We start from the raw sequence: 25,104 nt of genomic DNA, 5'->3' as shown, positions 1-25,104 counted from the left end.
TGTCCCCAGCCCAATTCCGGTGCAGCTGGCCAGGTGCGATGTTCTCGGTAATCAAGCGCTTTGGCCAAGGCCCTTCACCTCCCGGTACCACTTGCCCAGGGCCAGCGCCAGGAAGCCTGCGTTGGCCAGCAGCAGCAGGACATACACCGGAATGAACACCGATGGCAGCCACAGCGTCAGGAAGGCCAGGCAGATCAGGCCGAAGTCGGTAGGCACGACGGCCAATGAGTACAGGGCCGAGCTCTTGCCCTGGCCCTGCAGGTAATGCCCCGTTCTCCCGGAGTTCAGCCGGCGCAGCTGATCGGTGAGGATCATGGAGAAGAACAGGCTGCAGGCCACGACCTGGTAGGCAATGGGCACCAGGTACCAGGCGCCTTCTACCGGGTAGAACCGGTACCACGAGATCAGCACCATCGCGTGCAGGGCGGCGGTCTTGATCGCGTCGACAATATGGTCCAGCCATTCGCCGGCAGCGGATCCGGAGCCTTGGAGACGGGCCAGCTGCCCATCAGCAGAATCCAGCGCGTAGCCGAGCACCAGCAAAGCCGTGATCAGCAGCGAAGAGCCGAAGGACGGTTCCAGCAGCGCGATCACCGCCAGTCCGCCAGCCGTGCATAGTGCGCTGATGCCGGTGACGCCGTTGGGCGTTAGCCGAAGCAGATAGGCCAGTGCCGCCAGCCGGCGGCCCAGTGGCCTGTTGACGAAGCGCGAGTAGGCTGGCGCTCCCTTATTGGTTTTCTGCCGCTGGCGCAGTTCTGCGACTGCCCAACGGTATCCTTGTTGTTCTTGCAGCATGTGAGTCCTCCCCAGTGAACTCTTATGTGCTTGCGGCCGCGATCGGCCGCAAGCGCCCCCGATATTCAGCCCTGTCCCCAAGCACCGCATTTGTGCAGCGCATCCCCAGGGGACAACCCAAGCTGAGTACAATCTAGTTCATTTCCCGTGTTCTATCCATCGAATTCCCATTCCTAGGCGAAGCCGCTGAGCCAGCGCTCGCGATTCGCACCGCATTGGCGCAACGAACCGCGAACGGCCGGGCTCATTCGGCGATTTCCCGCACCTCCAGATCATCGAACCCGCCGTTGACCGGCGCGTTACCCGCCGAGCCGGAGAGGTAGACCGACAACCCCAAACGGCCTTCGGCCTGCAGTGCGGCGGTGGAGTCGGTGGCGTTGAGCTGCCAGTTCACCGGCTCATCCTGGCCTTGGTTGTAGGCCTTGGCCCGCAAGCTGGTGGAGCTGCTGCCCTGAGCCTGCAAACGCAGCCACACGGCCTTGCCCGGCGAACCGTCTACCTGGCCGATGACGGTCTCGGCGCTCAACGCACTGACGCTGCCGGAGACAACCTTCTCCAGGGTCACCGCCACCGAGCCGTTGGACAGGAACCTGACCTTGGCGCGGTACGCCCCGACGCCTGGAATATCCCGGATGGTCACCGTCTGGTAGATGCCTCCGCCGGTAGCCGCCTTGTCGCGGCTGAGCTTGATGCGCATGTCGCCTTCCCGTACCGTGGCTGGCAGCCACGACAGCGGTCCACTGCCGGCGGAGGACATGCGGATCGTTCCGGTGCCTCCGGCCACGCTGAAGTTGGACGATGAGCCTTGCCGCGTCCAGGTTCCCCCGGTATCGGCGTCACCCCAGCCATCGGAAACGGTGCGTCCAAATGCATCTGAAACCAGCAGGGCCGGTTCGGCGACGACCGCGACCTGCACTTGCTGGACCAGCTCGGCACTTGCGCCGTCCTCGTCGGTGACCACCAGCTTGATCGGATAGCCGCCTGGCTCGGCGTACTCATGGGAGGCATTCTGGCCGCTGGCGGTGTTCCCGTCTCCGAAATCCCATGCGTAAGTGGCAATCTGGCCATCAGCATCGCTGGAGGCGGCGCCATCGACCTGGACTTCAAGTCCGTTCACTTCCAGGGCGAAGGCCGCCACCGGTGCCGAATTATGGACATCCACTTCGGTTTCAGTGCGTGATTCCAGCCCGTTCCCATCGCTGACCGTCAGGGTGACCGTGTACCGGCCGTCCTCGGCGTAGCGATGCTGCGCAGTTTCTCCCAGAGCGTTCTGCCCATCACCGAAGTCCCACTGGTATCCGGTAATCGGCGTATCCCCGGCCGTGCTGCCCGAGGCATCGACGCCCAGTGCGAGTCCGCGTACCGAGGTGCTGAACTGCGCCTGCGGACCTTGGGCGGCGGCAACCGTGGCCACCTGGCTGATGGTGCTTTCCCGCTCCCCTGCCTGGACGGTCAGCGTCACCGAGTAGGTTCCGGCCGACTCGTAGCTGTGGCTGGCCGCCACTCCGCTGGCCTGGGTTCCATCGCCGAACTCCCACAGGTACCCGGTGATCTCCCCGCCGGCTGCCGGAGGCAGCGAATCGGAGGCGTCCACGGTGATCGCGAGCTCATCGGCTTCCCAGGTGAAGGCCGCGGTCGGATCCAGCTCGGCCGGGTCCTGCACGGTGACTTCGCTGGAAGCGGTGCCGGTGGCGCCCTCGTTGTCGGTGACGGTCAGGGTCACGGTCTTGGTGCCGCTGCTCGAGTACTGGTGCATGGCTTCGGCCCCGGTTCCGGTGGTCCCGTCGCCGAAGTCCCATTCCCAGGACACGATCTGCCCATCGGCATCCTGCGATGGTGCGGCGGTGAAGACGGCGGCCAGTCCGTCGACGGTGGATTCGAAGGCAGCGTCCGGTGCCGTGTTCGGCACCTTCACTTGCACCGAATTCGCCACCGTGCCGGTGGCCCCGTGCTCATCGGCCACCACGAGGGTGACCTCGTAGGTTCCCGGTTCCGCGTATTCGTGGGCGGCTTCGGCCCCGGTGGCCTCGGTCCCGTCGCCGAAGTCCCAGGCATAATCCAGTTCCCCGCCCTCGGGGTCTGCGGAGCCAGATCCATTGACGTGGATGCCCAGGCCGTCAACAACCACTTCCATGGCCGCGAGCGGAGCGGAGTTTTCCACCGTCAGGATGCTCTGCGCCTGGGCGGTGGCCCCAGCGCTGTCTGTCACCGTCAGGGTCACCGTGTACTCTCCGCCTGCGCTATAGGCATGCTCCACGTCCTGGCCGGAGGCCTTCTGGCTGCCATCGCCGAAGTCCCATTCGTAGGACAGCTCTCCTTGTTCCGGATCCTCGGATCCGGAGCCGCTCAGGCTTACCTTCAAACCGGTCTGTTCGCTGGCTATCGCGGCCACCGGCGGCTGGTTGACCGCCCTGGCCTCGACCTGCTGCGTCTTCGTGGCAGTGCCACCGCGGTCATCGGTAATGGTCAGCACCACCGTGTAGGTGCCGGCTTGGGCGTATTCATGAAGCACTCCTTCGGTCTGCACGGTGGTGCTTTGCCCGTCGCCGAAGTCCCAGGCGTAGCTGGCGATGGTGCCGTCGGCATCGGTTGATCCGCTGGCGTCGAAGGCCACCGCCAGACCTTGGCTGGTGCTGCTGAAGTCGGCCAGCGGATCCTGGTTCGGCTCGCCGGCAATCCCGTAGTGCTCATTGACCTCGGCTTGGCTCAGTGCCCTGGCGTAGACGGCGGCCTCATCGATTTTGCCATCGAACCATGCGGAGCTGGCTCCGGACCATACCCGGTCCCCGCCAATGCGCCAGTAGCCGTTGAACGGCTCGGCCGCGGTTTGCGGGTTGGTGCCGGTGAGCGCGCCATCTACGTACAGCTTCATGCCCTCGCCGGACAACGTGGCAACCAGATGATGCCAGTCCCCGTCGTTGTAGGCCCGGCCGGTGGTGACCAGATTTTCAGCTCCGGTGTAGACGCCGAAGACCAAGGTGCCGTCATTGCGCATGTAGACATGCCGGTCATAGCTGGAGGACAGGCCGCTGGCCGCATTACCGAAACCGATGATCTTGCCTCCATTGCCCGTGGTTGTCCGGAACCAGGCCTCGGTGGAGAACACTGTCGGGTTCTGCACCGCCCGGTTCGAGACCACCGCGGCATCGGACTCGCCGAAGCCCAGCGATGTGCCGTGGCCGATGGCGGAATCTTCTGCGTAGCGGACCGGGCCGTTGATGGTTCCGTCGTTGCGGGCGATGGTGCTGTCCGTGGCCACGTTGCCCCCGGTTTCATCCAGGCGCCAGTACATCTGCGGTTCATCGCCGTAGACCGCGATGCCGTAGGCATCGGCTGGAGGCTCGGGGATGTCCGCAGTGCGCCCGGTGGATTGGAAGAGCTGCAGCACGGTGGCTGCGTCAATCTGCTCGTTGAAGATCGCCACCTCGTCCAGCTCGCCGTTGAAGGCCTTGCTCGACGGCTGGTTCGGCCAGCCGTTGAGGTTGTCCCCGCCGATGCGCCACATGCCGGAGTAGGCCTGGCCGCTGCTGGCATCGGTGCGTTCGGCGACCTTCAGCCCGTCAACATACAGGTGCATTCCGGCTTGGCCCAGGGTTGCGGTGAGCTGGTGCCACTGCCCGTCGTTGTAGCTCGCCGTGGAACTGACCGTTGCCGCCCACCCCAGCCATGTGCCAAAGTGCAGGCGTCCGGAATTGTCCATCCAGGCATGGCGGTCGTAGCTACCGGAGTCGCCGGTGGCCGAGCTGCCATAGCCGATCAGCTTGCCGCCCTGGTCGCTCTCGGTCTTGAACCACAGCTGGGTGGTGAAGGTGTCCGGCGCGGTCGCGGCATTTCGGCTCGCCAGCGACTGCCCGCTGAATCCGCTGGCGTCATCGTCGCTGATCGCACCGGGCAAGCCGCGCTGCAAGGCCGCGCTGGCGTCGGCATCGACGAAGCCGATGTTGTCAAAGGCTACGGTGCCGTCGGATTCGTTCAGTGGATAGTAGATGTCCGCGCCGGTCTCTCGCAGGACCTGCGTATACGGACTCTCGGCGCTGCTGCTGACGGTCACCGGATCCGAGCGCGGACCGATGTAGTTATTGCCCCACGGGTCCGAGACGCGTACCCGGTAGGTGTGGGTGCTGCCCGGAGCCACGCTGTCATCGCGGAAGCCCAGCGACTGCTTTTTCCACCAGATGGAGGACACGTCCTGGCTGTCGATGGCGGTGAGCGAATTATCGCGCAGCAGCTCGTAGGTGAGCGTTTCGTCATCGATATCCCAGGTAGTCGGCCAGGCCACGCGCACGGAACCGCTGCGTTGGGAAATCGCCGACGGCTTCAGCTCCGCGGTGTACTCGGGCCGTATCGAATTCGACGACAGCGACCGCTTGGGGAAGACAGCCAAGCCCTGCTGGTTGGTGTTGTTCAACCTGGTGAACTCGCCGCCGAGAACCAGGTAGTCCCCGTTATTGTCCATGGCCCAGCCACCTTGGTACTGCCCGGTGTAGGTACCGGTATTAATCGAGGGATACCAGTGCAGCAAGGTCGGGATTGGCTGGTTGCGCACCAGCGAATTATTCGACGGCGCAGTGGCATCCGTACCGGTGGCGAAGGCAGTCTCCGCCAGCGCGCGCTTCCAGATCATCGGATTCTCCTCGGGGAACCCGTTGACCGACGAGCAGTCGTGGGCGTGCGGGGTCGAGTAGACCACGTCGCCCATGATGCTGATCGATGAGGTCGATCCATAGCAATTATCGAGCCAGATCAGGTCTCCGGTGGCGTAGTCGGCGGCAAATCGGCCGTCGAACCAGTGCCAGCCCATGCCGTTGTTCGCCGCGTAGATGACGCCGTTTTCCAGTTTCAGATCCACGACCCATGCACGGGCATTGTCATCGATCCGCGCCGGGACCGGAGTGGAGCTCCATGCCGCCTGCTGGCCGGTGGTCTCATTCACGGCGCCGATGCCGACCTTGGGCTCGTTGTTGATCGTCTGGAAGCGTCCGCCAATGACCACGCGGTCGCTCTGGTCGGTGGCGATGATGCCGTGGACGATATCATCGGTGGCCGGTGCCCACGCCTGAAGTTCCGCGTTGGCGCGGTTCAGCTTGGCGACATTGCGGCGGGTCTGGTTGGCCACGGAGTTGAAGGAGCCGCCCAGGTAGACAGCGTCGCTGGTCACTGCAAGGGTTTCCACGGACCCGCCCACGCTGGCGGAGAAGGAAGTCAGCGCCCCGTTGGAAGTGGTGAATTCAGCGATCTTGCTGCGGGCTTGGCCGCTGACGGCGGTGAACTGTCCACCTGCGTAGAAACGGCTTCCATCCGGAGAGAACTCGATATCCATGACTGGAGCGTTGAAGTTCGGGTTCCAGGGCAGGATCTGCCCGTTGGTGATGTTGAAGGCCATGGCGTTATTGCGAACCACTTCCCCGGCGCCGCCAGGATTCGCACCGCTTGGCCGTACCCGGGTGAACGAACCGACCACATAAGCCACATTCCCGCGCACACGCAGGTCCCAAGCCACCCCGTTCAGCTGCGGGGTAGGAAGATGATTTGCGCTGACCGTCTCGGGCAGCTCGATTTCCTCTTCGCCAGCGGCTGTCGCCGGAATTGCGCTCAGGCCGGCAATGACCAGCACAGCCGCGGCGACCGAAGCCAGCACCCGTGTGAATCGCCGCACGGGTGTGCGCCGGCCTGCCGTTATCTGCTGCTCTTCCATGTCCATTCCGTTCATTGTTGATACCGGGGCTTTGCCAAGTCAGCGCTGCTGGGCGAATCGGCCCGCTGGTTGCCCCTACCGGGGCAAGTGCACGGCAACCGATTTCTGCAGCCACCGCCGCATGGCCAAGCCGCCGGCCAAGGCACCAGCGGCGGCGGCCCACGGAACCAGCCGGTAGTCCGAAGTGAATACCAGGACCGAGGCAATCAGCACCACGGACAGGATGCTGTCCATGAACCTGATAGCAAATACCGGCCGTGCATTCTCGTGTACCGCAGCCAGCAGGCCATACGGCGTGGATGCCGCCACCGCGCTGGCATACGCCAGCCACCCGGTAACAGCAAGACCTGACGGGCGGATGCCCGTCAGCAGAGGTCCGCCCCAAGGCAGCAGCACCAGCCCAATGGCCGCGCAGCCTGCGGTGGCCAGCAAAAGCTTGAGCACCACCGAATCAGTGTTCTTCAGCTGGCGCCAAGGACCGGCATCTCGGTCGCGGGCCAGTGACGCAAACAGGTAGGCACAGGTGCCGGTGACCAGTAGCATCGCAGGAGCAGCATAAAGCCTAGCCGCCTCCAGCGCGCCGGCTGCGGCCAGGCCGATCAAGGCGGTGACGAGCACGCGCATCACGGTCAGCTGGGCCGGGCGCAGTCCTTGCAGGGCAGAGCGCCAGATTCCGAATCTGGCCACAGCCCGGATTTGCGCCGGACGGCGGGCCGGCGTTTTTTCGCTGTTTGGCAGGCGCCGCCAACCGAAGGCGGTTCCGGCGCATTGCCCGGCCAGGACCGCCAAGAAGAACGCTTCCAGCGTCAAGGTGGAGAAGACGCCGAATCCCAGCAGCACCATGCTGGTGGTTCCCAATACCACCAGGTCTACCGCGATCAGCTTTCCGAAGCTGAGGATCACCATGTAACTGCGCCGAACCAGCTCTTCAGCGACGTAGGCAACCACTGCCAGGCCGTAGAGCACAGCTCCGAGCAAGCCCAGCTCGGTACCCGCCCAGCAAAGCAACGCTGCAATGGCCCCCAGGGACAGGGCCAGCAACGCGAGCCAGAAGCGCAGTCCGGCCCGCACATGCGGATCATGCCGGTCCAGTACCGTCAACGAGTCGCCGACAAAGCCGGAGATGATGGCGGCTGCAAGGATCAGCGCTCCGTAAAGCGTCGAAATGAGGCCCAGCGCCTCCAGCCCGAGAAGCTTGGCGGCCAGCATCAGCACAATCAGGCTCGTCAGGGACTGGATTGCCTGTGCCGTGGAAGATGAAGCTACACCGGCAACCTTGTTCAGCAGGGTTCTGGCTAGAGTCATTTCTTCTCTGCCTTCAACGTGAACAACCCTGGAGCGTGCTGGTTGTCCAGATCCACCTGCACCTTTGCCACGGCGCCGGCATCTTGGACGATGAAGGCGTAGTGGGCGCTGGCCTGCTTTCCTGCCTCGATCGTGCCAGAGAAGTCATAGGCCTCGACCTCGCCGTATAGCGGCAGTGCTGCCTGCTGGCCCTTGCCCGGCACGAGGTTAATGATCACACTGGAGATGTCCAGTTCCTCACCGGATCCATTGCTAATCCGGACCTCGTACACCCGGTATTTCGCTCCGGTGAAATAGCCTGGTCCCTCGCTTTTCACGATGCCATTGCCGATCGCGGCAACCGTGACGTTGACGCCGTCCCGATAGCTGGCTTGTGTCGCATCCTTCATATTCGCCGGCATGCGGTCTGCGGCCCTGACTGCTTCACCGGAGCGCTTCACCACCGGCAGCTTTCCATCGCCGGCTTCGAAGGCTATCCCGCTGTAGTCCGCTGGCTTCTCTACTTCGGGTGTTGGCTCGTCGCTGGGCACTTTGGTAGCTTCCAGCTGCGGCGCACTGTCTTCCGGTGCCTTCGTCGGATTGGCCTGGGGCTTCCCAGTTGGCGGTGCGTACGGTGATGGTGCTTGTTCTTGCGGCGACGCATTGTCCAGCTCGCTCGCCTTGGGCGCAGCTGAAGTGCACGCTGCAAGCAAGAAGATCGACGAGCAGAGCATCGCCAGCGTTGACAGAATTCTTATCCGTCCGGCGGGTTTCGTGGCAAAGGAGTCGGCGGCAGCTGGGGGGCAAGTCGTGTTTTCGCGCGACTGACATGCCGCCGACTCCGCCTCATGAGCCCACCCGGAACTCGCAAGCGGGAATTCTCCCGCGCAGGAAATCGGATGGACTGGTTGATGCGCATCCGGCGGTGTCCCGCCAGAGCAATTCTTGTTGATAGCCCGAGTGCTTCCAGGCTCATGTGCTCGCAACGAACGCATTTTCTGATCCCCCACAGAATCCGTACTGCTTTGTTTTCGAACATTGGTTGCGCTTGGCACCCGATGAGAGGTAGCGCATGCTTGCGGATCCTGGCTGCAAATTGATGCGGCCCGATATCTTCTTGTCCCAGTGGCCCTGCCACGGCGTGCCCGCAGTCAACGCCGCGGGCACGATGCAAGTTCTCATCCTGGCTCCTAGTAGGCACCGTCGGGCTTGACCATGACCTGGAAGGTACGCCAGATCAACCGCAAATCGCTGAGCACGGTCCAGTTCTCTGCGTAGTACAGATCCAGCCGCACGCTTTCCTTCCACTCCAGGTTTGACCGTCCGGAGACCTGCCAAAGTCCGGTCACCCCCGGCTTCAGCAGCAACCTGCGGCGGGCGTGGCCATCATAGGTTTCCACTTCGGCGAACAGCGCCGGACGGGGTCCGACCACCGACATGTCCCCGCGCAGGACGTTGAGGAACTGCGGCAGCTCATCCAATGAATGCTTGCGCAGCCAGTTGCCGCACCGGGTGACCCTCGGGTCGTCTTTCAATTTGAACAGCGGCCCTGCCCCTTCATTCAGCTTTTGCAGGGCGGCCAATTGCGCTTCGGCATCGTGGACCATGGTGCGGAATTTGATCATCTTGAAGGGGCGGCCGTCCTGTCCGGCCCGTTCTTGGAGGAAGAAGATCTTCCCCGGGCCCTCGCGCCGGATCAGCAAGGCGATCACCAGGAAAACCGGTGACAAGGCCAGCAAGGCGAGCAGCGAGAAGACGATGTCGAAGCCGCGCTTGCAGAGGTATCGCGCTCCGGTGAACTTTGCCAGTTCCACATGCAGCAGCGGCATCCCATCCACGGGGCTGGTCCGCACGCGGCGGCTGGCAACCCCGATGATCGAGGAGGCCACGATGAGCCTGGTCCCGGTGCCCTCAAGCCGCCAGCCCAGTTGCTGCAAGGCTTCATTGCCACCGGGCAATGGTCCGGCCACGATCACCGAATCAGCATGCAACCGCTGGATTTCCTGCTCGATGGCGCCGGTGTCGTAGGCCAGAGGAAGGGTCGGATCGGTTTTGCGGATATCGCGTTCGGCTTCCGGATCCGCCGCGCCGTCCATCAGCGCGCCAACAACCCGGTAGGCGGGCCCGGATTTCTTGGAAATCTGGCGAACGGCGTACGGGACGTCGGTGGGCTGGCCGTAGATCAGCACATTGCTCAAGGCGTAGCCGCTTCGGCTGCGCCAGCTCAGCCACTGGCGACAGGTCCACCTGCTCAGCAGCAGTGCGGGCAGTCCCAGCGGCAAAGAGAGGACCAGGAAAATTTTCAGGCTGTCTTGGCCGGTGAGCACGATAAGTACCCCCATGAAGCCCGACAGTGCCAGCCCCGAATAGACCATGATCCTGTATTCCTGCATCCCCACGGCAACACTTCCCAGCCGGTGGGCCTTGAAGGATAGCAAGCTGGCCATCCAGGCGAAGGTGAGCAGCAACCCGGCCAGCGCGTAGTAATGCGTGCTGCCCGCAATGAACTGCGGCATCTGCGAGCTCTGGAATTGCGTGATTGCCGGCAAGGAGCTCACCAAGGAAATGACCAGCAGATCAGTGCCGTAAAGCCGACGCAGATAAGCGCGGCCCCGGGCACTGGCGGTACCGGTTTCCTGATTTGTCCTTGGAGGTGCGAACGTCCAGGTGCCGAGAGAAGATACCCGATCTTCGCGCAGCTTGCTGCTAATTTGCGACATGGCTTGTTCCCGCCCTGGCTAGCGATTCGACGCAGCAAGGGTGGTCGCAAACCGGCAACACAACGTCAATCATCTGTATTCCCCCAAGAAATAAGCGAGTTCCCCAATACACATGGCAATCGCGCTGTCCCACCAGCCCGGCTGCCGTTCTCGACCTTGAGCCTATGATGCGAATTCATCCGATGCACGAGTGGAAGAACACTCAAAAGATGGCCTGCATATCCTTCAAATACTCACGCGGCACTTGGTTCATACTCGCTCGCTACTTGGAAGGAAGTTTCCGGGCATGGAAAAACCCTGCACCGGCGCAGAGGGGTTGCCGGCACAGGGTCTATTCGGGAAGGAGCCGGCGGCCGCGCTGGGGGCAATCCTCGCGGATTCGCTGGCCACCGGCCCCGTTTCAGGGAAGAGCTTCGCCGCCACGGCACCGACCGCGCACCCTACGGATAGGCACTCGTTCGCAAAAGAACGCCTGCGTAAGTCTCCAGCTCCCGCAAATCACATTACCCACCTGTGCTGGGCCGGGCACGGGTGGTACCTACTCCAAGTTTGCGCAAACCGGCACGTGCTACCTGCCGGTTGTACCCGCTTCAAGCCCTGCGTGATCCAATTCCGCGCGCTCGGTAATCCCCAACTTCGAAAATACCCGGTAGAGATGCCCCTCCACCGTGCGCTGCGAGACCGTCAAGGTCCGGGCAATCTGCGCGTTATTCAATCCCTGCCGGGCCAAGCCGACGATTTCCGCTTCCCGGGCGGTCAATTCGGTCAGCGCCAGGACACGGGCGATGTACTTTCCCGGGTCCATCCCCTGTTGGTCGATCAGTTGGGCGGCCCGGCGCAGCAAGGCGCCGCAGCGCCGCTGGTCCCCGGACTGGGCGTAGCGTTCGGCCGCCCGGGCCCAGGCCTCGATCACCACCAGGTATTCTTTCTTGGCCAGGGCGTCCTGGGCCAGCTGCTCCAGCGGCTCGCCAAGCTCTGAGCCTCGCAAGTCCATCAGGCGCGCCAAAAACGCCGCTCGCGAACCCTGCTGCCCCGCAGCCAAGGCACGCAGTCTTTCACCCATCTGGGAATCGGCCAGCTCCTGGTCCCCCAGCTGCCGGGTCATGCTGAAAAGGAATTCGCGTTCCACCAGCGGGAAGCACTCCAGCGACTCACCCGGATACGGATAACCCAGACCCGCAGCGAAGGCCCGTGCAAGTATCCGCTGCTTCGACGACTCCTCGCCCAGCTGTCCGTTCAGCGAAATCGTCCCGCTGGAACTGGAGGACCCGGGCCCGATCACCAGGGATTCAGGCACCGGAAAGCCCAACCGGGCCAGCAGCAGCCGGTACAGTTTATTGGCCAAGGCCAGCAGTTGAGTGGTGTCCGCAATCTGCAGTTCCGTCACGGCCTCGGCCATTTTGGCCATGGCGAGCTGGACTCTGCCTTGCAGCAGGTGGCTGACGCCGTCGAGCAGCGAGATTGCCCCCTGGTAGTACTGGATGGAACGGAGCCGGGGATGGCGGTAGGAGTCGATGAATGCCGCGGCGCGCTCGTATTGTCCCAAGAACAGCAGGTTCCAGCCAATGCGGAAGAACACCCGGACCTCGTACATGGCCTGCGGGGCCGGGTACTCCTTGAGGTCTTGCAAAGCCGGTTCCATCAGATCCAGGGCCTGCTGGCACCGGCCGGCGGACGTGTGCAGGTCGCTGAGCATCATCATGCCGATGAAGCGCACCTGCGCGGGCAGCAGCCGGTCTTCCAGGAATTCTTGCAGCTCGGAAACGCTCGGCAGTGGACCGCGGGCGGTATTGACCCTGAGCCAGAAATCCAGGACCCTGGCCCCTGCGCTATGCAGGGCCAAGAAGCTGGCTACCTCTTCTGCGTCCGCGTGCCCCAGGGCCCGATGCTTCCAATCGTCCAGGATCCGCCCCAATTCGACGCCATCGGTTCCGATATTCGTGGTGACCTCCAGCAGGTAGGCGTAGGCCTGCCCCAGCAGCGCCAGATCGGTCAGCTGATCGATCAGGCGCAGCAACAGCGCGCGCGCGGCATGGTGCCGCCCCATGCTCAGCAGCATCCGCGCTTCGAGCAGCGCTCCTTGCCCATGATGCCGGGCGAGCTTACCCAGGACGCATAGGCGCAGGGCCAACCCGAAATTCAGTTCCCGAGCGGCCTGCTCGGCCAGATCCAGGACCAACTTCATGGGCACCTGCTTACCGGTTTCCAAGGACCACAGCACCTCGCGGGCGTTTGGCTCCTTTCCCAGCGAGACCGCCGCGGTAACCCACAGGTCATGCAGCTGTGCGATGTCATGTTCGGTGGCCAAGGCGCGGACGATCCGCTGCATCAGCTTGGATTTCAAGACCATTGCCGGGCCTTGCTGCATCAGCTCACCGATTTTCAGCAGCCGCTGGTAAGGCAATCCGCACTGCTCCAGCACTTCTGGGGGCTGCGGGCCAGCCAAAGCCAACAGCAACAGCGACTGCTGCTCCTGAACGGACAGGGTCCGGGTGATTTCCCGGCCCAGCGTCAACATTGGCGTATCGATTTCCGGAAGTGCGCGGGCCACGATCCATACCGGCTCGTGGAGCCCGTGGCTCTGCAGCAACCTGTCATCGTGGAAAAGCGTGCCTTGCTCCAGGCAGGATGCAGCATAGGCTTCAACGAAGCTGGGGTTACCGCCGGTGACCACGTCGATCAGGCTCACCGTGCCCTCGGCGAGCTTGCGTCCGATCACGCCTTCGGCCACCGCGCGCACTCCTTTGCGGTCCAGGCGCTGCAGGGCCATGGTGGTGAAGGATCCCAGCTCGGCCAGCGCGCCCAGCGGGCTATCCGCTTCTAGCGACCCGCTGCCCAGGGCCAGCACCTTCACGTCGGCGTTTTCCACCAGCAGAGAGAGGATAAAGCAGGACTGCGGGTCCAGGAACTGCGCGTCTTCGACCACAACGATATGCGGTTCAACCTGCCCGCGGCTGGAAAGCAGGCTCCGATTCAGCTCGCGCAGCACGCTCACCGGCTCGTCGATGCTCTCCAGGGCCCCCAGATATGGCGACAAGGCACCATGGGCAATAGTGCTCAAGGACGGCGTGCAATACAGCGTCATGACCGGCTCGCCCATGCCCGGGGAAGCCAGCACTGCCTCCACGAGGCTGGTCTTGCCCACGCCCTGCTCGCCCAGCAGCAAGACGCCGGCAGGACTTGGCCCTTGCAGGATCTGCAGCAGCTGGTTGTATTCAGTTGTCCTGGTCTTGGCAATCAGTTGATGCTGTTTCATCGCAGCCCTGCGGTACGGCGGCTGGTGCGGTCAAGCGCAGTGAGCTCCTGGCGATTGCGGACCTGGAGCTTGGAATATACCTGGTACAGATGCCCCTCCACGGTGCGAATCGAGACGCCATTGAATTTGGCAATTTCCGAATTCGTTTTGCCAGTTATGGCCATCTTGGCGATCTGGGCCTCACGCTTGGTCAGCTCGCGCATCCAGCCAGGCTGCTGTTCGATGGCTTCAAACTGCAGCTCGTCGTGCTGCTGGATCTGCGGAGCCGAGGCCCGCTTGCGGCCGTTGACTGTCCGGGAAAGCTTGCGCTGGTCCCTGGCTTCCATTGATGCGACGAACTCGTTGTTCGATGGCACGGACATGAGCAAGTGCCCGGCCTCGACCATGCTGTCCAGAGCCGCTGCCAAGCGCGGCGAGTCCTTGGCCGCCGCCGCGTCTGCGAGCGCCTCCAGATTCTGTCCGACAAGGCCCTCGCAGCGTCTGGCGGCGCTGCGCAGCTGCGGCAGCACCAGCTGGTCTCCCAGCCGCGCGGCGAACCCCAAGGTCAGCGCTTCGAGCAGGGTGTGCTGGCCGCCGCGGGCACGCTGGGCGAAGGTTGCCAGCCGCAGCCTTGCAGCCTGCGGCGAGCCGAGTTCGGCCAACGCAAGGCAGGAGAAGACTTCTGCCGCCCAGGAGTAGAAGCTCAGCGGCATCTGCATCGCTCCGGGGGTCCCGTATTCAGGGCATACCAGTGCGGATGCCTCCACCCGCCTCCCGGAGCAAGCCAGCGCATAGGCAATGACCGACCCAATCAGCGCTTCGGTTCCCCGGTCTCCGGCCACTTGCATCTGGTGCAGGTTCGGTTCCAGCAGGCGCAAGGCAGCGTCGTAGTCATTGCCCAGTCCCAGCAGGATCCCCCGCATGATGTCCCCGTAGGAAATGAGCAAGGGACTGATGTACTGCCCTTCGGCCAGGCGCTGGGCGCGGGCTGATGCCGCGTTCCAGACTCCAGAGAGCAATTCGGCCTGGAGCAGCTGGAACTCTATGTCTGCTGCGTCCTCGGAATGGAAATTCGAGACCGTCGGGCCGTTGAAGCGGATATTGCGCAGTTCCCCGTCCACGTAACTGACCAGCTTCATGGCATCGGCCTGTCGCGACTGCGCCGCCCAGCTGGCAGCTTGCAACGACAGGGACCGCAGGTGCAATGACTCGCTCATCCAGCCTGACGAAGACAGCAGTGACTCGCTGCTGCCGGCGATGCTCGTTTCTTTGGTCATCTCGGTGCTGAATAAGGTCGCGAACGTGCTGAGCAGTTCCAGTTCCTGGAATGCGGTATCCAGGGATTCGCGCGGACCGGACTCCCTGACGGCCTGGGCCAGTCCCGCCCTGGCCAGGTCGATTGCTTCGAGTCCGTTGGACAGCTGGCCGAGCATGGCCTGCGCGCGCACGTGCATCTCCACGATGGCCACCCGGGTGCGCGGGTCAGTTGGCCAGCATTCGGCGTGATAGCCCTGCTGCTGGAAGTCTTCTGCCACCCTGAGCTGCGATTCGTAGTCGCCAAGGTCGTTCAGGGATTTCAGTTGCGCAAGGATTCGGGCAGCCAATGGGTCCTTGTGCAACTTGGCCAGCAGTTCCACACCGTGAGGGTGAGCCTGATTGCTGGATTCGGCGCGCACGAGCAGGGACAGCAGCGGATTGGATATGCCTACCTTGTAGGCGGCGCCGGGCAGGTACTTGGCCTGGCCACGGTTCAGCAAGCCGTCAAGCTCGCAGGTCAGGCCCGAACGCCGGATGCGGTTGAGTTCCACCGGCCCGCCCAGTGCCAGGGCCCCGAGCAGTTCGCGTTCACCGTCATCGAGCCCATGGGTCAGCGAAACGTGCAGGGCCTGCATCGCAGGCCCGGAATCGAGCGCGTTTATCCGCAAGGCCCAGGTACCGTTGTGCTGCAGCAGATGGCCGTCTTCGCGCCAGCTGTGCATCAACTTGAGCATCAGCGAGCGGTTGCCCCCGGCCAAGTAGCACAGGGTTGCCGAGGCGTAGGCGGAGACCCGCCCTTCCAATTCCTGCTGGACGAAAGCGTGCGTTTCCATGCTGCCCATGCGCTCGACGCGCTGGTGCGCCAGCCGGCCCGAACGGTACAAGGCGAACAGGTCCCCAGGAAGATCCTGCACGTGTTCGCAGATCACGAAAAGCTTGATCTTGCCCATCGTGGCCAGCTGGGCGAGCAAGGAGCTGGATTGCTCGTCGATTAATTCAGGCCGCCCGAGGACCACCATCGACGGGCGCCGGTCGGTGCACAGCACCCGACCCAGCTGGTGGATCAGCTCATGGCGGGTCGAAGCGCCGGCCACGTCGACTTGGGCAAGCAGGAATGAAAGCACACCGAAAGGCACTTTCGTGCCGAAGTTGCTTCCGTTCAGCCGGATCAGCTTCGGCGGCTCGGCCATCTGGCCCAAGTCGGTTTCCAGCTGCGCCCTTCGACCGCTGCCCGGTGGTCCGGAGACCACAGCTCCGGCGCAATGCGGGTCGTTCAGGACTCTGCCCAAAATGCCTTGCGAAATCCGCGAGAGTTTCGAAGTTGTCTTGCTATCTCCCCGCTGCGCTTGAGCATTGCGAGTGCCCGCCAGCGAGAGAATTCGTGAATATTCCATTATTCAAACCGCCCCAATCGGTTCGTTCCCCCAAATTAACCGCGAAAGAATCTGTCAGGACTCTTCCTCGTATTTCCCCATCCTAGGACTTAAAGGCACCGAGAACACTGGGTTCGGCAGGATAAATGAAGCTCAGTCACTTTTTCTTCTTTTCCCAGTGATTGCACAGCACTTCGCCTTCACTCGGGAACAACGAGTTAGTCCCCATGACTTTTCTAGTTGACTTGGAATAACTCGCACCTTGGGCAGGATTGACGAGCCTGGATGAGGGGTTCTGGCCGTTCACCTGCCATTCACTGGGACCACACCCGATATTTACCTACCCGGTTTTTATGGCGTTACGCGATTCTGGCCAAGGAACTGATCCAGCAAGTCGGCTAACGGCTTCGGTGCGAAGCCGGTCGCTTGCAATTTTGCGGTGTCCAGCGTGCTATTCGCCGGCCGGGGTGCCAACTGCGGCCGGCCCAAGGCATACTCCCGGGTGGAAACCGGCTGCACGGAATCCGGGTCATGGCCGCACAAGGCGAAGACCTCGCAGGCAATCTGGTACCAGCTGGCGGGTTCGCCGCCACCCTGCAGGTGATAGGTCCCCGGGGCGCTGCCGGCATCAATCAAATGCATGATGCCGCGGGCCAGCTCGCTGGCGAAGGTCAACCGGCCGATTTGGTCATCGACCACCCTGGGCGCGATTCCCTGCTCGGCGAGCCGGCGCATGGTGGACACGAAATTGTTGCCCTGCCCGATAACCCAGCTGGTGCGCACCACATAGTTTCTGGTGTGGGCCAGCACGGCCTGCTCGCCGGCGGCCTTGCTTTGGCCGTAGACTCCGAGCGGCGCGATCGGATGCAACTCATCAACCTCGCGTTGCGCGCCATCGAACACATAGTCGGTGGACACATGCACCAGCGGCACCCCCCGCTCGGCGCATCGTGACGCCAGCTGGCGCACGGCCACGGCATTGACCTGCCACGCTTCGGCACTGCCCGCAGGGGTTTGCGCCCGGTCCACTGAGGTCATCGCCGCCGCGTTGACCACGTGGCTGCAATTTGCAAGGTCCAGCGATGCCGCGAAGCCCGGGGACTGCAAGTCGGTCTGGGCGCGGGTATACAAAGCGATCCGTTCATCTGACTTCGCCAGCTGGGCGAAGGCACGTCCGAGCTGACCGTTCCCGCCGAGCACCGCAATTTTCTTGGGCTGCACTGGTTTCGCCTGCGCCAGCGGTGGGTGCTCCTTGTCCGCCTGTGAAACTATGGCCTCATCCAAGCTGATGGGCCAGGGGATGTCCAAATCCGGGTCGGCCAGATTGACGTAGCTGTATTCCAACCGGGCTGGCTCGGTCCAGTGCTCGGTGACCAGGTAGGAGTACACGGTATTCGAGGCCAGGGTCTGGAAGGCGTTGGCCACCCCGCGGGGCACGAAGACCGCTTGGCCTTCGCCCACCTGAGCGGTGAACAGCCTGCCGAAACCGTGTCCGGGACGCAGGTCCACCCAGGCGCCGAAGATCTCCCCAGACAGCACCGAAATGTATTTGTCCCATGGCTCGGCGTGCAATCCGCGAGTGGTCCCGCGCTGGCCATTGAAGGAGACATTGTTCTGCACCGGACGGAAGTCCGGCAAACCCGCAGCCACCATTTTCTCCCGCTGCCAGTTCTCCTTGAACCAGCCGCGCTCATCGCGGTGCACCGGCAGGCTGACCACTTTGAGTCCCTGAATCGGGCTGTCCTCTACCCGTAGCTGTGCCGCGCCGCCCATCAGCTGGCAACCTTGAACGCATCGGCCTGCTGCGCATAGCGCTGCTCGGTCTGTGCCTTGGCCGGCTCCCACCAGGAGCGGTGCTGACGGTACCAGCCAATGGCCTGCTCCAGGCCCTGCACCAGGTCGGTGTACCGCGGCTGCCAGCCAAGCTCGGTGCGCAGCACCGTGGAATCGATGGCATAGCGCAGGTCATGGCCGGCCCGGTCGGCCACCGCATCGAAGTCATCGGCTTTCCTGCCCATCAGCTCCAGAATCAGGGCGAGCACTTCGCGGTTGCTCTTCTCTCCGTCCGCACCAATCAAATAGGTGCGCCCGGTCTGGCCCGCTTCCAGAATGAGCTGCACCGCCGAGGAGTGGTCGCTGGCGTGGATCCAATCGCGCACATTTGCTCCATTGCCGTAGAGCTTGGGCCGCAATCCCCCCAGGACGTTGGTGATCTGCCGCGGGATGAACTTCTCCACATGCTGGTACGGCCCGTAGTTGTTCGAGCAGTTGGATAGCGTCGCCTCGATCCCGAAGGAACGGACCCAGGCCTTGACCAGCAGGTCGCTGGAGGCTTTGGTAGCCGAATAAGGGCTGGATGGCTTGTAGGGCGTGGTTTCGGTGAAGCGCTGCGGATCATCGAGTTCCAGGTCTCCATAGACCTCGTCGGTGGAAATATGGTGCAGGCGCACACCGTGGTTGCGCACGGCTTCCAGGAGTTCGAAAGTTCCCAAGACATTGGAATTCACGAAGCTGCGCGGGTCATGCAAGGAATTATCGTTGTGCGTCTCTGCCGCGAAGTGGACCACAGCATCATGCTGCGGCACCAGTTCGTTGACCAACACGTAGTCGCAAATGTCGCCAACAACAAGGTTGACGCGTTTGCTGTCCAAGCCTTCCAGCGACTGCCGGTTGGCGGCGTAGGTCATCTTATCCAATACGGTGATTTCACTGTCGGAATGCGCAATCATATGGTGCACGAAATTTGCCCCAATGAATCCTGCTCCCCCAGTTACAAGGATTCTTTTCATCTCACCAATGTAGCCAGTGGGCACCGCGGCCAAGCAGCTTCCTAGCAATTCTCGAGTATGACTACTCTGACAAGATCCCTGCCCGCTTCATTAGGCTCGATAGCCATGAGGGGAATAATTCTAGCTGGGGGAACCGGGTCTCGTTTGCACCCGATCACGCGAGGCATCTCAAAGCAATTGGTGCCTGTCTTCGACAAGCCGATGATCTACTATCCGCTGACCACGCTGATGCTCGCTGGAATCAGGGACATCCTGGTCATCACGACGCCGCAGGATGAGGGGCAGTTCAAGTCCTTGCTCGGCGATGGCTCGCAGTTCGGCATCACTCTGTCCTATGCCGTGCAAGCCCGGCCTGAAGGCCTGGCCCAAGCGTTCATACTTGGCGCCGAGCACATCGGAGGGGAATCCGTGGCGCTGGTGCTGGGTGACAACATCTTCCATGGACCGGGGTTCGGCACCCAGTTGGGAAGCTACGCCGACCAGACCGGCGCGACGATCTTCGGCTACTGGGTCAAGGATCCCAGGTCCTACGGCGTCGTCGAGTTCGATAGCTCCGGAAGGGCCGTATCGCTGGAAGAGAAGCCGCTGGACCCGAAAAGCCACTACGCTGTTCCGGGATTGTACTTCTACGACAATTCCGTGGTTGGCAAAGCCCGGACATTGCAGCCTTCGGCCCGTGGAGAGCTTGAGATCACCGACATCAACCGCTTGTACCTCGAAGAGGGCAACCTCAACGTCACGGTGCTGGCCCGCGGAACTGCGTGGCTTGATACCGGAACCTTCGATTCGCTCAACGACGCCTCCAACTTCGTGCGCACTGTCGAAGCGCGGCAGGGTTTGAAGATCGGTTCTCCCGAGGAAGTTGCATGGCGCCAGGGGTTCATCTGCGATGACCAGTTGCGCACTTTGGGCCGGGAGTTGGGCAAGAGCGGGTATGGCGATTACTTGCTTCAGCTGGCAGAAAACAGTTTCGTCGATCCCCATCATTCAACGCGTCCTGCCGCTATGCCGGCTATCAGCTGACATTCGAGGGCTTCGCGGCTTCCGGACGCCGTTGGCACCCGGAAGCAGTGCGCTGGCTAGCGCGTCGAGCGCAGCGAGAAGAACAGGAAGCTCAAGAACGCGTCGCGTTCACGCAAGGCTTCTGGAATCACGCCTTCGGGCGCATCCTTGGCATACGGCGGCTCCCAAACACGCTCCACCGCGAACCCTGCGGAGATCAGTGCCTTCATGGTTTCATGCAAAGGCCGATGCCAATAGGTCAGTTCGGCAGGCTTCCCCTTGAAAGTCACTTCGTCGGTGTACTGCGTGAGCTGGAAGTAGTCCTTGCCTCGGTGGTTGAACGGGTAGAGGATCGGATGGTTCACCGACATGATGAGCCGGCCGCCGGGCTTGAGGACCCGGCGGACTTCCTCCAGTGCGTAGTCCCAGTCCGGCAAATAGTGGAACACCAAGGAAGCAATGGCATCGTCAAAACCGTTGTCGGCATACGGGAGCTTCTCCCCCAATGTCGCCACTTTCAGGTCGGCATCTTCGCCCAGCCGCTGGCGTGCCAGGTCCACCATTGCCCGGCTGGTGTCGAAGCCCGAGACGCTCGCTCCACGGCTCATGAGCTGTTCCGACAGCGGGCCGGCGCCGCAGCCGATATCCAGGATGTTCCGGCCGGCAACCTCTCCTGCCAGTTCCAAGGTGGCCGGCCGCTCATAGTAGGCGTTCAGCATGCTGAATTCGTTCTCGTCAGCGTAGTCCTGGGCGAAATCGTCGTAGTTGCTTTCCTGTGGCACGGGCGCGCTCCTTTGCATGGTTTTGCCCGAGCCTAGCAAGGGCTTCAACTAATCATTGGGAAAACACTCGACTGCTCGGGTAACGCTTTGACTGCATTAGCCGCAATCGATCACAATCGCGTCCAGCCATAGTTTCTATTCCCAGTCCAGATTAGAATCAGCACATGGGACCGATCAGTGCCCATGCTCGCTCGACTTTCCATGGGGAGAAATTGAATAAATTAGTTCAGCGTTCGTTCGCTGTCATCGCTTCGGGAGCACTTGTATTCTCCGGTGTCTCCGCGGCTTCGGCCGCTCCGTTGCCCACCAGCATTTCATCTGCCAGCATCGTTGCTGCGAAGAAAAAGGCTCCTGCGGTAACGATCAAGAAAATCGGCACGAAGACTGTCAAGGGTTCAGCCAAGGCAACCATCAAGCCTAGCTATTCCAAGGCAAAGAACGTGAAGATCAAGTCGGCGTTGCTGAAGGTGGTCAAGGGCAAGAAGACCGTCGCCAGCAAGAAGAAGTCCGTCAAGCTCGCAGCGGGCACCTACAAGGTCACCACCACGGTCAAGTACCAGCTCAAGGGCAAGACCTCGACCATTCAGAAGACGCAGACCTTGCTGGTGAAGAAGGCGGCCGCCAAGCGTTCCGTGAAGATGAGCGGCAAGGCAAAGAACTGCCCTGCAGGCTACCCGGTGAAGGGCAACCGCACCGGCAGCCAGAAGGAGTGGAAGTACCACGTCAAGGGACAGCGCTTCTACAACATCACGAAGCCAGAAGAATGCTTCAAGACTGCAGCTGATGCGCGCAAGGCCGGCTACCGGGCTTCGAAGCTCTAAACCTGCCTGGCTGGTATCCGACCCAGCAAACTAAAAAATCGACCTCGGTTGCTTCCCATATGGGAAGCAACCGAGGTCGATTTATTTGAAATGCAATGGAGCCAAGTGCGAGGGAAGAATCTAGTTCCGCCAGCTCCTACTTCTCAATGGCTTCTGGAGAATCCTTCGCGGACTCCCCACTGCGGCTTTTCTTGATATTCTCGGCAAATGAAGTTGCTACGTCCTCGGCTTTGTCCAAGGCACGGTTCTTCGTCTCGTCCCCAAACTGCTTGATTGCGCTCAAGCCATCAGCGCCTGCATCAGTCACCTTGTCCCGAACCTCGGAGACAGCCTTGAGCCACTTCTTTGACTCCAGTGCCCCGTAGGCGCTCTCGATTCCCAATCGGCTTTGGAATTCCACTAGATCATTCGAGACGGCATTCGTCGCCTTCACGACTTCGCTCGATGACTTCGGATGCAGCAGCACCTTTGAATTCGCCAGTCCGGCGACGACAGCGATTCGCTCAAGAAGCTGCTCGGTCACCTTCGTAATGTGTGCGATTCTGCGTTCGCGCGCGATCTGCAGCGCGATTCGATGATTCTCCAGTTCGTCAGGAGACCCGTTGAGCACACGGTCCAGTTCCAGAACAGACATGCCGTCTTCGAGTTGGAAGCAACGTGCCAGTACTGCCAACCACTGGGTGGCCTTTGATTCGATCTCGCGGGTGATCTTGGCCAGTTCACCCATCTTCGTTTTGTTTTCCAGCTTTTCAGCTAATCCTGCCAAGGCCCGCAGCGCATAGGACTGGGTCGTTGCGATGGTCTTGGCATTCGAATTAACCTTTGACCATGTCGTCTCGCCGATATGCCCCACTTGGTCGCGCACGACCATGGCATCATCGATGAGCATTCCAACACCATCAAGATCCGCTAGGACCGCGTCATTCTGCGCACGGAGGATATCGTCAATTTTCTCGTCGATCACCTTCAAGTAATCGGTGATCTCATCCATGCTCTGCTGCATCGCGTATTGGGCTATAATCCCACCCACGCCTGCCAGAACAGCCGGGTTTGAAAGCATCGCCGTTGGGCTGGTGACGATTTCAAGCAAATTGCTGATCTTGCCATCTTTCATGACGACTGCACGCGCCAGGCCGTTCTCCGATCCAGCCATCAGGTTCTTGGCATTGAAGATCCGTGCTGAGTCTTCCGAGAGCTTGATCCAGCGTCCGGACGTCTGCGCAATCCCGCTACCGGCTTGCATCGCGGTTGCACTGAGGCCAGCTGCTTTGCTTACGCGTTCCAAGGGCAGTTCCTTGGAAATCAAGCCGACGGATTCCACGAATTTGTCAACGGCGCTGCGTTCGCCAAGGACTGCCACGCCATTTCCATCAGAAACGATCTCAATATCTTCGCTAGCCACTTTTTGCTCCTTGAACTATCAGCTACTGAACAGCGGCGGCGGCATTGTTCGTTCTGCTCTCGCCCGGAACAATTCTTACACTAAAAGATTGAATACTAAAGTTCCTTCAGGCCGCGGCACTTCAGCACACAGCAGGAGTGCAGCTCCCTTTTCGATGCGCTCATCGCAGAATGGACGCAACATGCATTTAAACGAAAACCGCTGGCTCTAAACGATATTCCTATCGTTCAGAGCCAGCGGTTTTCAGCTTATGAAGCTAGTTGTCAGCTCGCAATTAGCGGGCTACCGAACCATCTACGTAGTCATCCGAGGATGCATCCGAGATCCAGGAGAACAGCGAGCGCAGTTCGCGGCCGGTGGTCTCGATTGGGTGGGCTTCGCCCTTGGCGCGCAGTTCCTTGAACTCCGGAGCGCCAGCCTTCTGGTCTTCCATGAAGCGGTTGGCGAAAGCACCGGACTGGATATCGGCCAGCACAGCCTTCATGTTTTCCTTCACCTCTGGGGTGATCACGCGTGGGCCGGAAACGTAGTCGCCGTACTCAGCGGTGTCGGAGATCGACCAGCGCTGCTTGGCGATGCCGCCTTCCCACATCAGGTCGACGATCAGCTTCAGCTCGTGCAGCACCTCGAAGTAGGCGATTTCCGGCTTGTAGCCAGCTTCGGTCAGGACCTCGAAGCCGTACTGGACCAGCTGGGAGGTGCCACCGCAGAGCACAGCCTGCTCGCCGAACAGGTCGGTTTCGGTCTCTTCGGTGAAGGTGGTCTCGATAACGCCGGCACGGGTGCCGCCGATGCCTGCAGCGTAGGACAGTGCCAGTTCCTTGGCGCCGCCGGTGAAGTTCTGCTCCACGGCGATCAGGTCAGGGATGCCACGGCCGGCTTCGAATTCGCGGCGCACGGTGTGCCCTGGTGCCTTGGGAGCAACCAGTGCAACGTCGACGTTGGCTGGTGGCTGGATGAAGCCGAAGCGGATGTTGAAGCCGTGGCCGAAGAACAGCGCGTTGCCCTCTTCGAGGTGCTCGGCGATCGACTCGGTGTAGACCTGGGCCTGGACCTGGTCCGGGGTCAGGATCATGATGACATCTGCCCAAGCCGCTGCCTCGGCAACGGTAGCTACCTTAAGGCCTTCGGCCTCGGCCTTGGCACGGGACTTGGAGCCCTCAGCCAGGCCGACGATAACCTCGACGCCCGAGTCGCGCAGGCTCAATGAGTGGGCGTGGCCCTGGGAGCCGTAGCCAATGACAGCTACCTTCTTGCCCTGGATGATCGAGAGGTCTGCGTCGTCTTCGTAGTACAGATCAGCCACTGTAATTCTCCTTATTTGTGCTTCTGGTAAAGAAGTCTTGTGCTTAGGCACTGTTGCTTTCTTCTAAGCTAGGTGCCAAATACCTAAATTTGTAGTTCGTGTCTCTTGAAGTCGTTGTGCGCTTAGGCGGACAGCGTCTTCAGGGCACGGTCGCTCATCGACTTTGTTCCGCGTCCCACGGCCAGCGTTCCGGCCTGGACGATCTCGCGGATGCCGAATGGCTCAAGTACTGCCAGCAGTGCTTCGATCTTCGCCGCATTGCCGGTGGCCTCAACGACCAGCGAGTCCGTGGATACGTCGATCACCGATGCGCGGAACAGCTCCGCGGCCTGGGTGACCTGCAGTCGCGTCGCCGCATCGGCGCGCACCTTGATCATGATGTGGTCACGCTGCACCGAGGTTTCCGGCAGCAGTTCCACGATCTTGATGACGTTGACCAGCTTGTTCAGCTGCTTGGTGACCTGCTCCAGGGAATCCCCTTCGGCGTCCACCACCACGGTCATGCGGCTGATGCCGGCAATTTCCGTGGGGCCCACGGCCAGCGAGTGAATGTTGAAGGCACGGCGGGCGAAGAGGCTGGCGACGCGGGTGAGCACGCCGGGAACGTCTTCAACCAGTACCGAAAGTGTATGCTTTGCCATGT

At 61.8% G+C, this 25,104-nt stretch carries 15 protein-coding genes; 2 read left to right on the top strand and 13 right to left on the bottom strand.

The features are described 5' to 3' along the window. Positions 1-51: 51 nt before the first annotated feature. The 9 genes from ACIP6G_RS14615 to rfbB form a co-directional block, all read right to left on the bottom strand. Positions 52-795: a CDP-alcohol phosphatidyltransferase family protein gene (locus tag ACIP6G_RS14615; protein WP_105658095.1), complete on the bottom strand. Its 744-nt coding sequence runs from the start codon at positions 793-795 to the stop codon at positions 52-54. Positions 796-1,039: 244 nt separating this feature from the next. After that, positions 1,040-6,490: a PKD domain-containing protein gene (locus ACIP6G_RS14610; protein ID WP_400290955.1), complete on the bottom strand. Its 5,451-nt coding sequence runs from the start codon at positions 6,488-6,490 to the stop codon at positions 1,040-1,042. A gap of 75 nt (positions 6,491-6,565) precedes the next feature. Further along, positions 6,566-7,795 (bottom strand): hypothetical protein, encoded by a 1,230-nt coding sequence (locus ACIP6G_RS14605; RefSeq protein WP_400290952.1) that lies wholly within the window; start codon positions 7,793-7,795, stop codon positions 6,566-6,568. Continuing rightward, positions 7,792-8,325 carry a hypothetical protein gene (locus ACIP6G_RS14600; RefSeq protein ID WP_146112301.1) on the bottom strand — a complete coding sequence of 178 codons (534 nt, stop codon included), beginning with the start codon at positions 8,323-8,325 and terminating at the stop codon, positions 7,792-7,794. The genes ACIP6G_RS14605 and ACIP6G_RS14600 overlap by 4 nt, the downstream gene beginning before the upstream one ends. 639 nt (positions 8,326-8,964) lie before the next feature. Further along, complete coding sequence (locus tag ACIP6G_RS14595) at positions 8,965-10,494, bottom strand: sugar transferase (protein WP_332595077.1); 1,530 nt, start codon at positions 10,492-10,494, stop codon at positions 8,965-8,967. A gap of 568 nt (positions 10,495-11,062) precedes the next feature. Next, positions 11,063-13,750, bottom strand: a complete 2,688-nt coding sequence (locus tag ACIP6G_RS14590; RefSeq protein WP_400290950.1) for a LuxR C-terminal-related transcriptional regulator — start codon at positions 13,748-13,750, stop codon at positions 11,063-11,065. Beyond that, positions 13,747-16,275, bottom strand: coding sequence for a LuxR C-terminal-related transcriptional regulator (locus tag ACIP6G_RS14585; RefSeq protein WP_400290947.1), 2,529 nt, complete (start codon positions 16,273-16,275; stop codon positions 13,747-13,749). Before ACIP6G_RS14585 ends, ACIP6G_RS14590 begins: the two co-directional genes overlap by 4 nt. A gap of 435 nt (positions 16,276-16,710) precedes the next feature. Beyond that, entirely contained in the window at positions 16,711-18,132 is a 1,422-nt protein-coding gene (locus tag ACIP6G_RS14580; RefSeq protein ID WP_332595372.1) for a bifunctional dTDP-4-dehydrorhamnose 3,5-epimerase family protein/NAD(P)-dependent oxidoreductase, read from the bottom strand. Then, entirely contained in the window at positions 18,132-19,148 is a 1,017-nt protein-coding gene (gene rfbB, locus ACIP6G_RS14575) for a dTDP-glucose 4,6-dehydratase (protein ID WP_105658120.1), read from the bottom strand. Before rfbB ends, ACIP6G_RS14580 begins: the two co-directional genes overlap by 1 nt. A 105-nt stretch (positions 19,149-19,253) precedes the next feature. Here rfbB and rfbA point away from each other — a divergent pair, with 105 nt between their 5' ends. After that, entirely contained in the window at positions 19,254-20,171 is a 918-nt protein-coding gene (gene rfbA / locus ACIP6G_RS14570) for a glucose-1-phosphate thymidylyltransferase RfbA (RefSeq protein WP_332595373.1), read from the top strand. Between the two features lie 56 nt (positions 20,172-20,227). On the opposite strand, the gene ACIP6G_RS14565 is transcribed toward rfbA, so the two are convergent. Next, on the bottom strand, positions 20,228-20,932 hold the full coding sequence (locus ACIP6G_RS14565) for a class I SAM-dependent methyltransferase (protein ID WP_332595374.1): 705 nt from the start codon (positions 20,930-20,932) through the stop codon (positions 20,228-20,230). Positions 20,933-21,096: 164 nt separating this feature from the next. On the opposite strand from ACIP6G_RS14565, the gene ACIP6G_RS14560 reads away from it, so the two are divergent. Then, positions 21,097-21,753, top strand: a complete 657-nt coding sequence (locus ACIP6G_RS14560; RefSeq protein WP_400290944.1) for a hypothetical protein — start codon at positions 21,097-21,099, stop codon at positions 21,751-21,753. Positions 21,754-21,889: 136 nt separating this feature from the next. Here ACIP6G_RS14560 and ACIP6G_RS14555 read toward each other — a convergent pair whose 3' ends face one another. The 3 genes from ACIP6G_RS14555 to ilvN form a co-directional block, all read right to left on the bottom strand. Further along, complete coding sequence (locus ACIP6G_RS14555) at positions 21,890-23,155, bottom strand: hypothetical protein (protein ID WP_400290942.1); 1,266 nt, start codon at positions 23,153-23,155, stop codon at positions 21,890-21,892. Positions 23,156-23,429: 274 nt separating this feature from the next. After that, positions 23,430-24,461, bottom strand: coding sequence for a ketol-acid reductoisomerase (gene ilvC, locus ACIP6G_RS14550; protein WP_332731768.1), 1,032 nt, complete (start codon positions 24,459-24,461; stop codon positions 23,430-23,432). A 122-nt stretch (positions 24,462-24,583) separates the two neighbouring features. After that, positions 24,584-25,102, bottom strand: coding sequence for an acetolactate synthase small subunit (ilvN, locus tag ACIP6G_RS14545; RefSeq protein WP_105658085.1), 519 nt, complete (start codon positions 25,100-25,102; stop codon positions 24,584-24,586). Positions 25,103-25,104 lie beyond the last annotated feature (2 nt).

The sequence above is a fragment of the Glutamicibacter sp. NPDC088483 genome (assembly GCF_044753145.1).
GTDB lineage: Bacteria > Actinomycetota > Actinomycetes > Actinomycetales > Micrococcaceae > Glutamicibacter.
This window is presented reverse-complemented; position numbering and strand designations above follow the sequence as displayed.

Coding starts and splice junctions, on each gene's coding strand:
- ACIP6G_RS14595 (WP_332595077.1), bottom strand. CDS start 10,494: ATGTCGCAAATTAGCAGCAAGCTGCGCGAAGATCGGGTATCTTCTCTC.
- ACIP6G_RS14605 (WP_400290952.1), bottom strand. CDS start 7,795: ATGACTCTAGCCAGAACCCTGCTGAACAAGGTTGCCGGTGTAGCTTCA.
- ACIP6G_RS14560 (WP_400290944.1), top strand. CDS start 21,097: ATGGGACCGATCAGTGCCCATGCTCGCTCGACTTTCCATGGGGAGAAA.
- ACIP6G_RS14590 (WP_400290950.1), bottom strand. CDS start 13,750: ATGAAACAGCATCAACTGATTGCCAAGACCAGGACAACTGAATACAAC.
- ACIP6G_RS14580 (WP_332595372.1), bottom strand. CDS start 18,132: ATGGGCGGCGCGGCACAGCTACGGGTAGAGGACAGCCCGATTCAGGGA.
- rfbB (WP_105658120.1), bottom strand. CDS start 19,148: ATGAAAAGAATCCTTGTAACTGGGGGAGCAGGATTCATTGGGGCAAAT.
- ilvN (WP_105658085.1), bottom strand. CDS start 25,102: ATGGCAAAGCATACACTTTCGGTACTGGTTGAAGACGTTCCCGGCGTG.
- ACIP6G_RS14610 (WP_400290955.1), bottom strand. CDS start 6,490: ATGGAAGAGCAGCAGATAACGGCAGGCCGGCGCACACCCGTGCGGCGA.
- rfbA (WP_332595373.1), top strand. CDS start 19,254: ATGAGGGGAATAATTCTAGCTGGGGGAACCGGGTCTCGTTTGCACCCG.
- ACIP6G_RS14615 (WP_105658095.1), bottom strand. CDS start 795: ATGCTGCAAGAACAACAAGGATACCGTTGGGCAGTCGCAGAACTGCGC.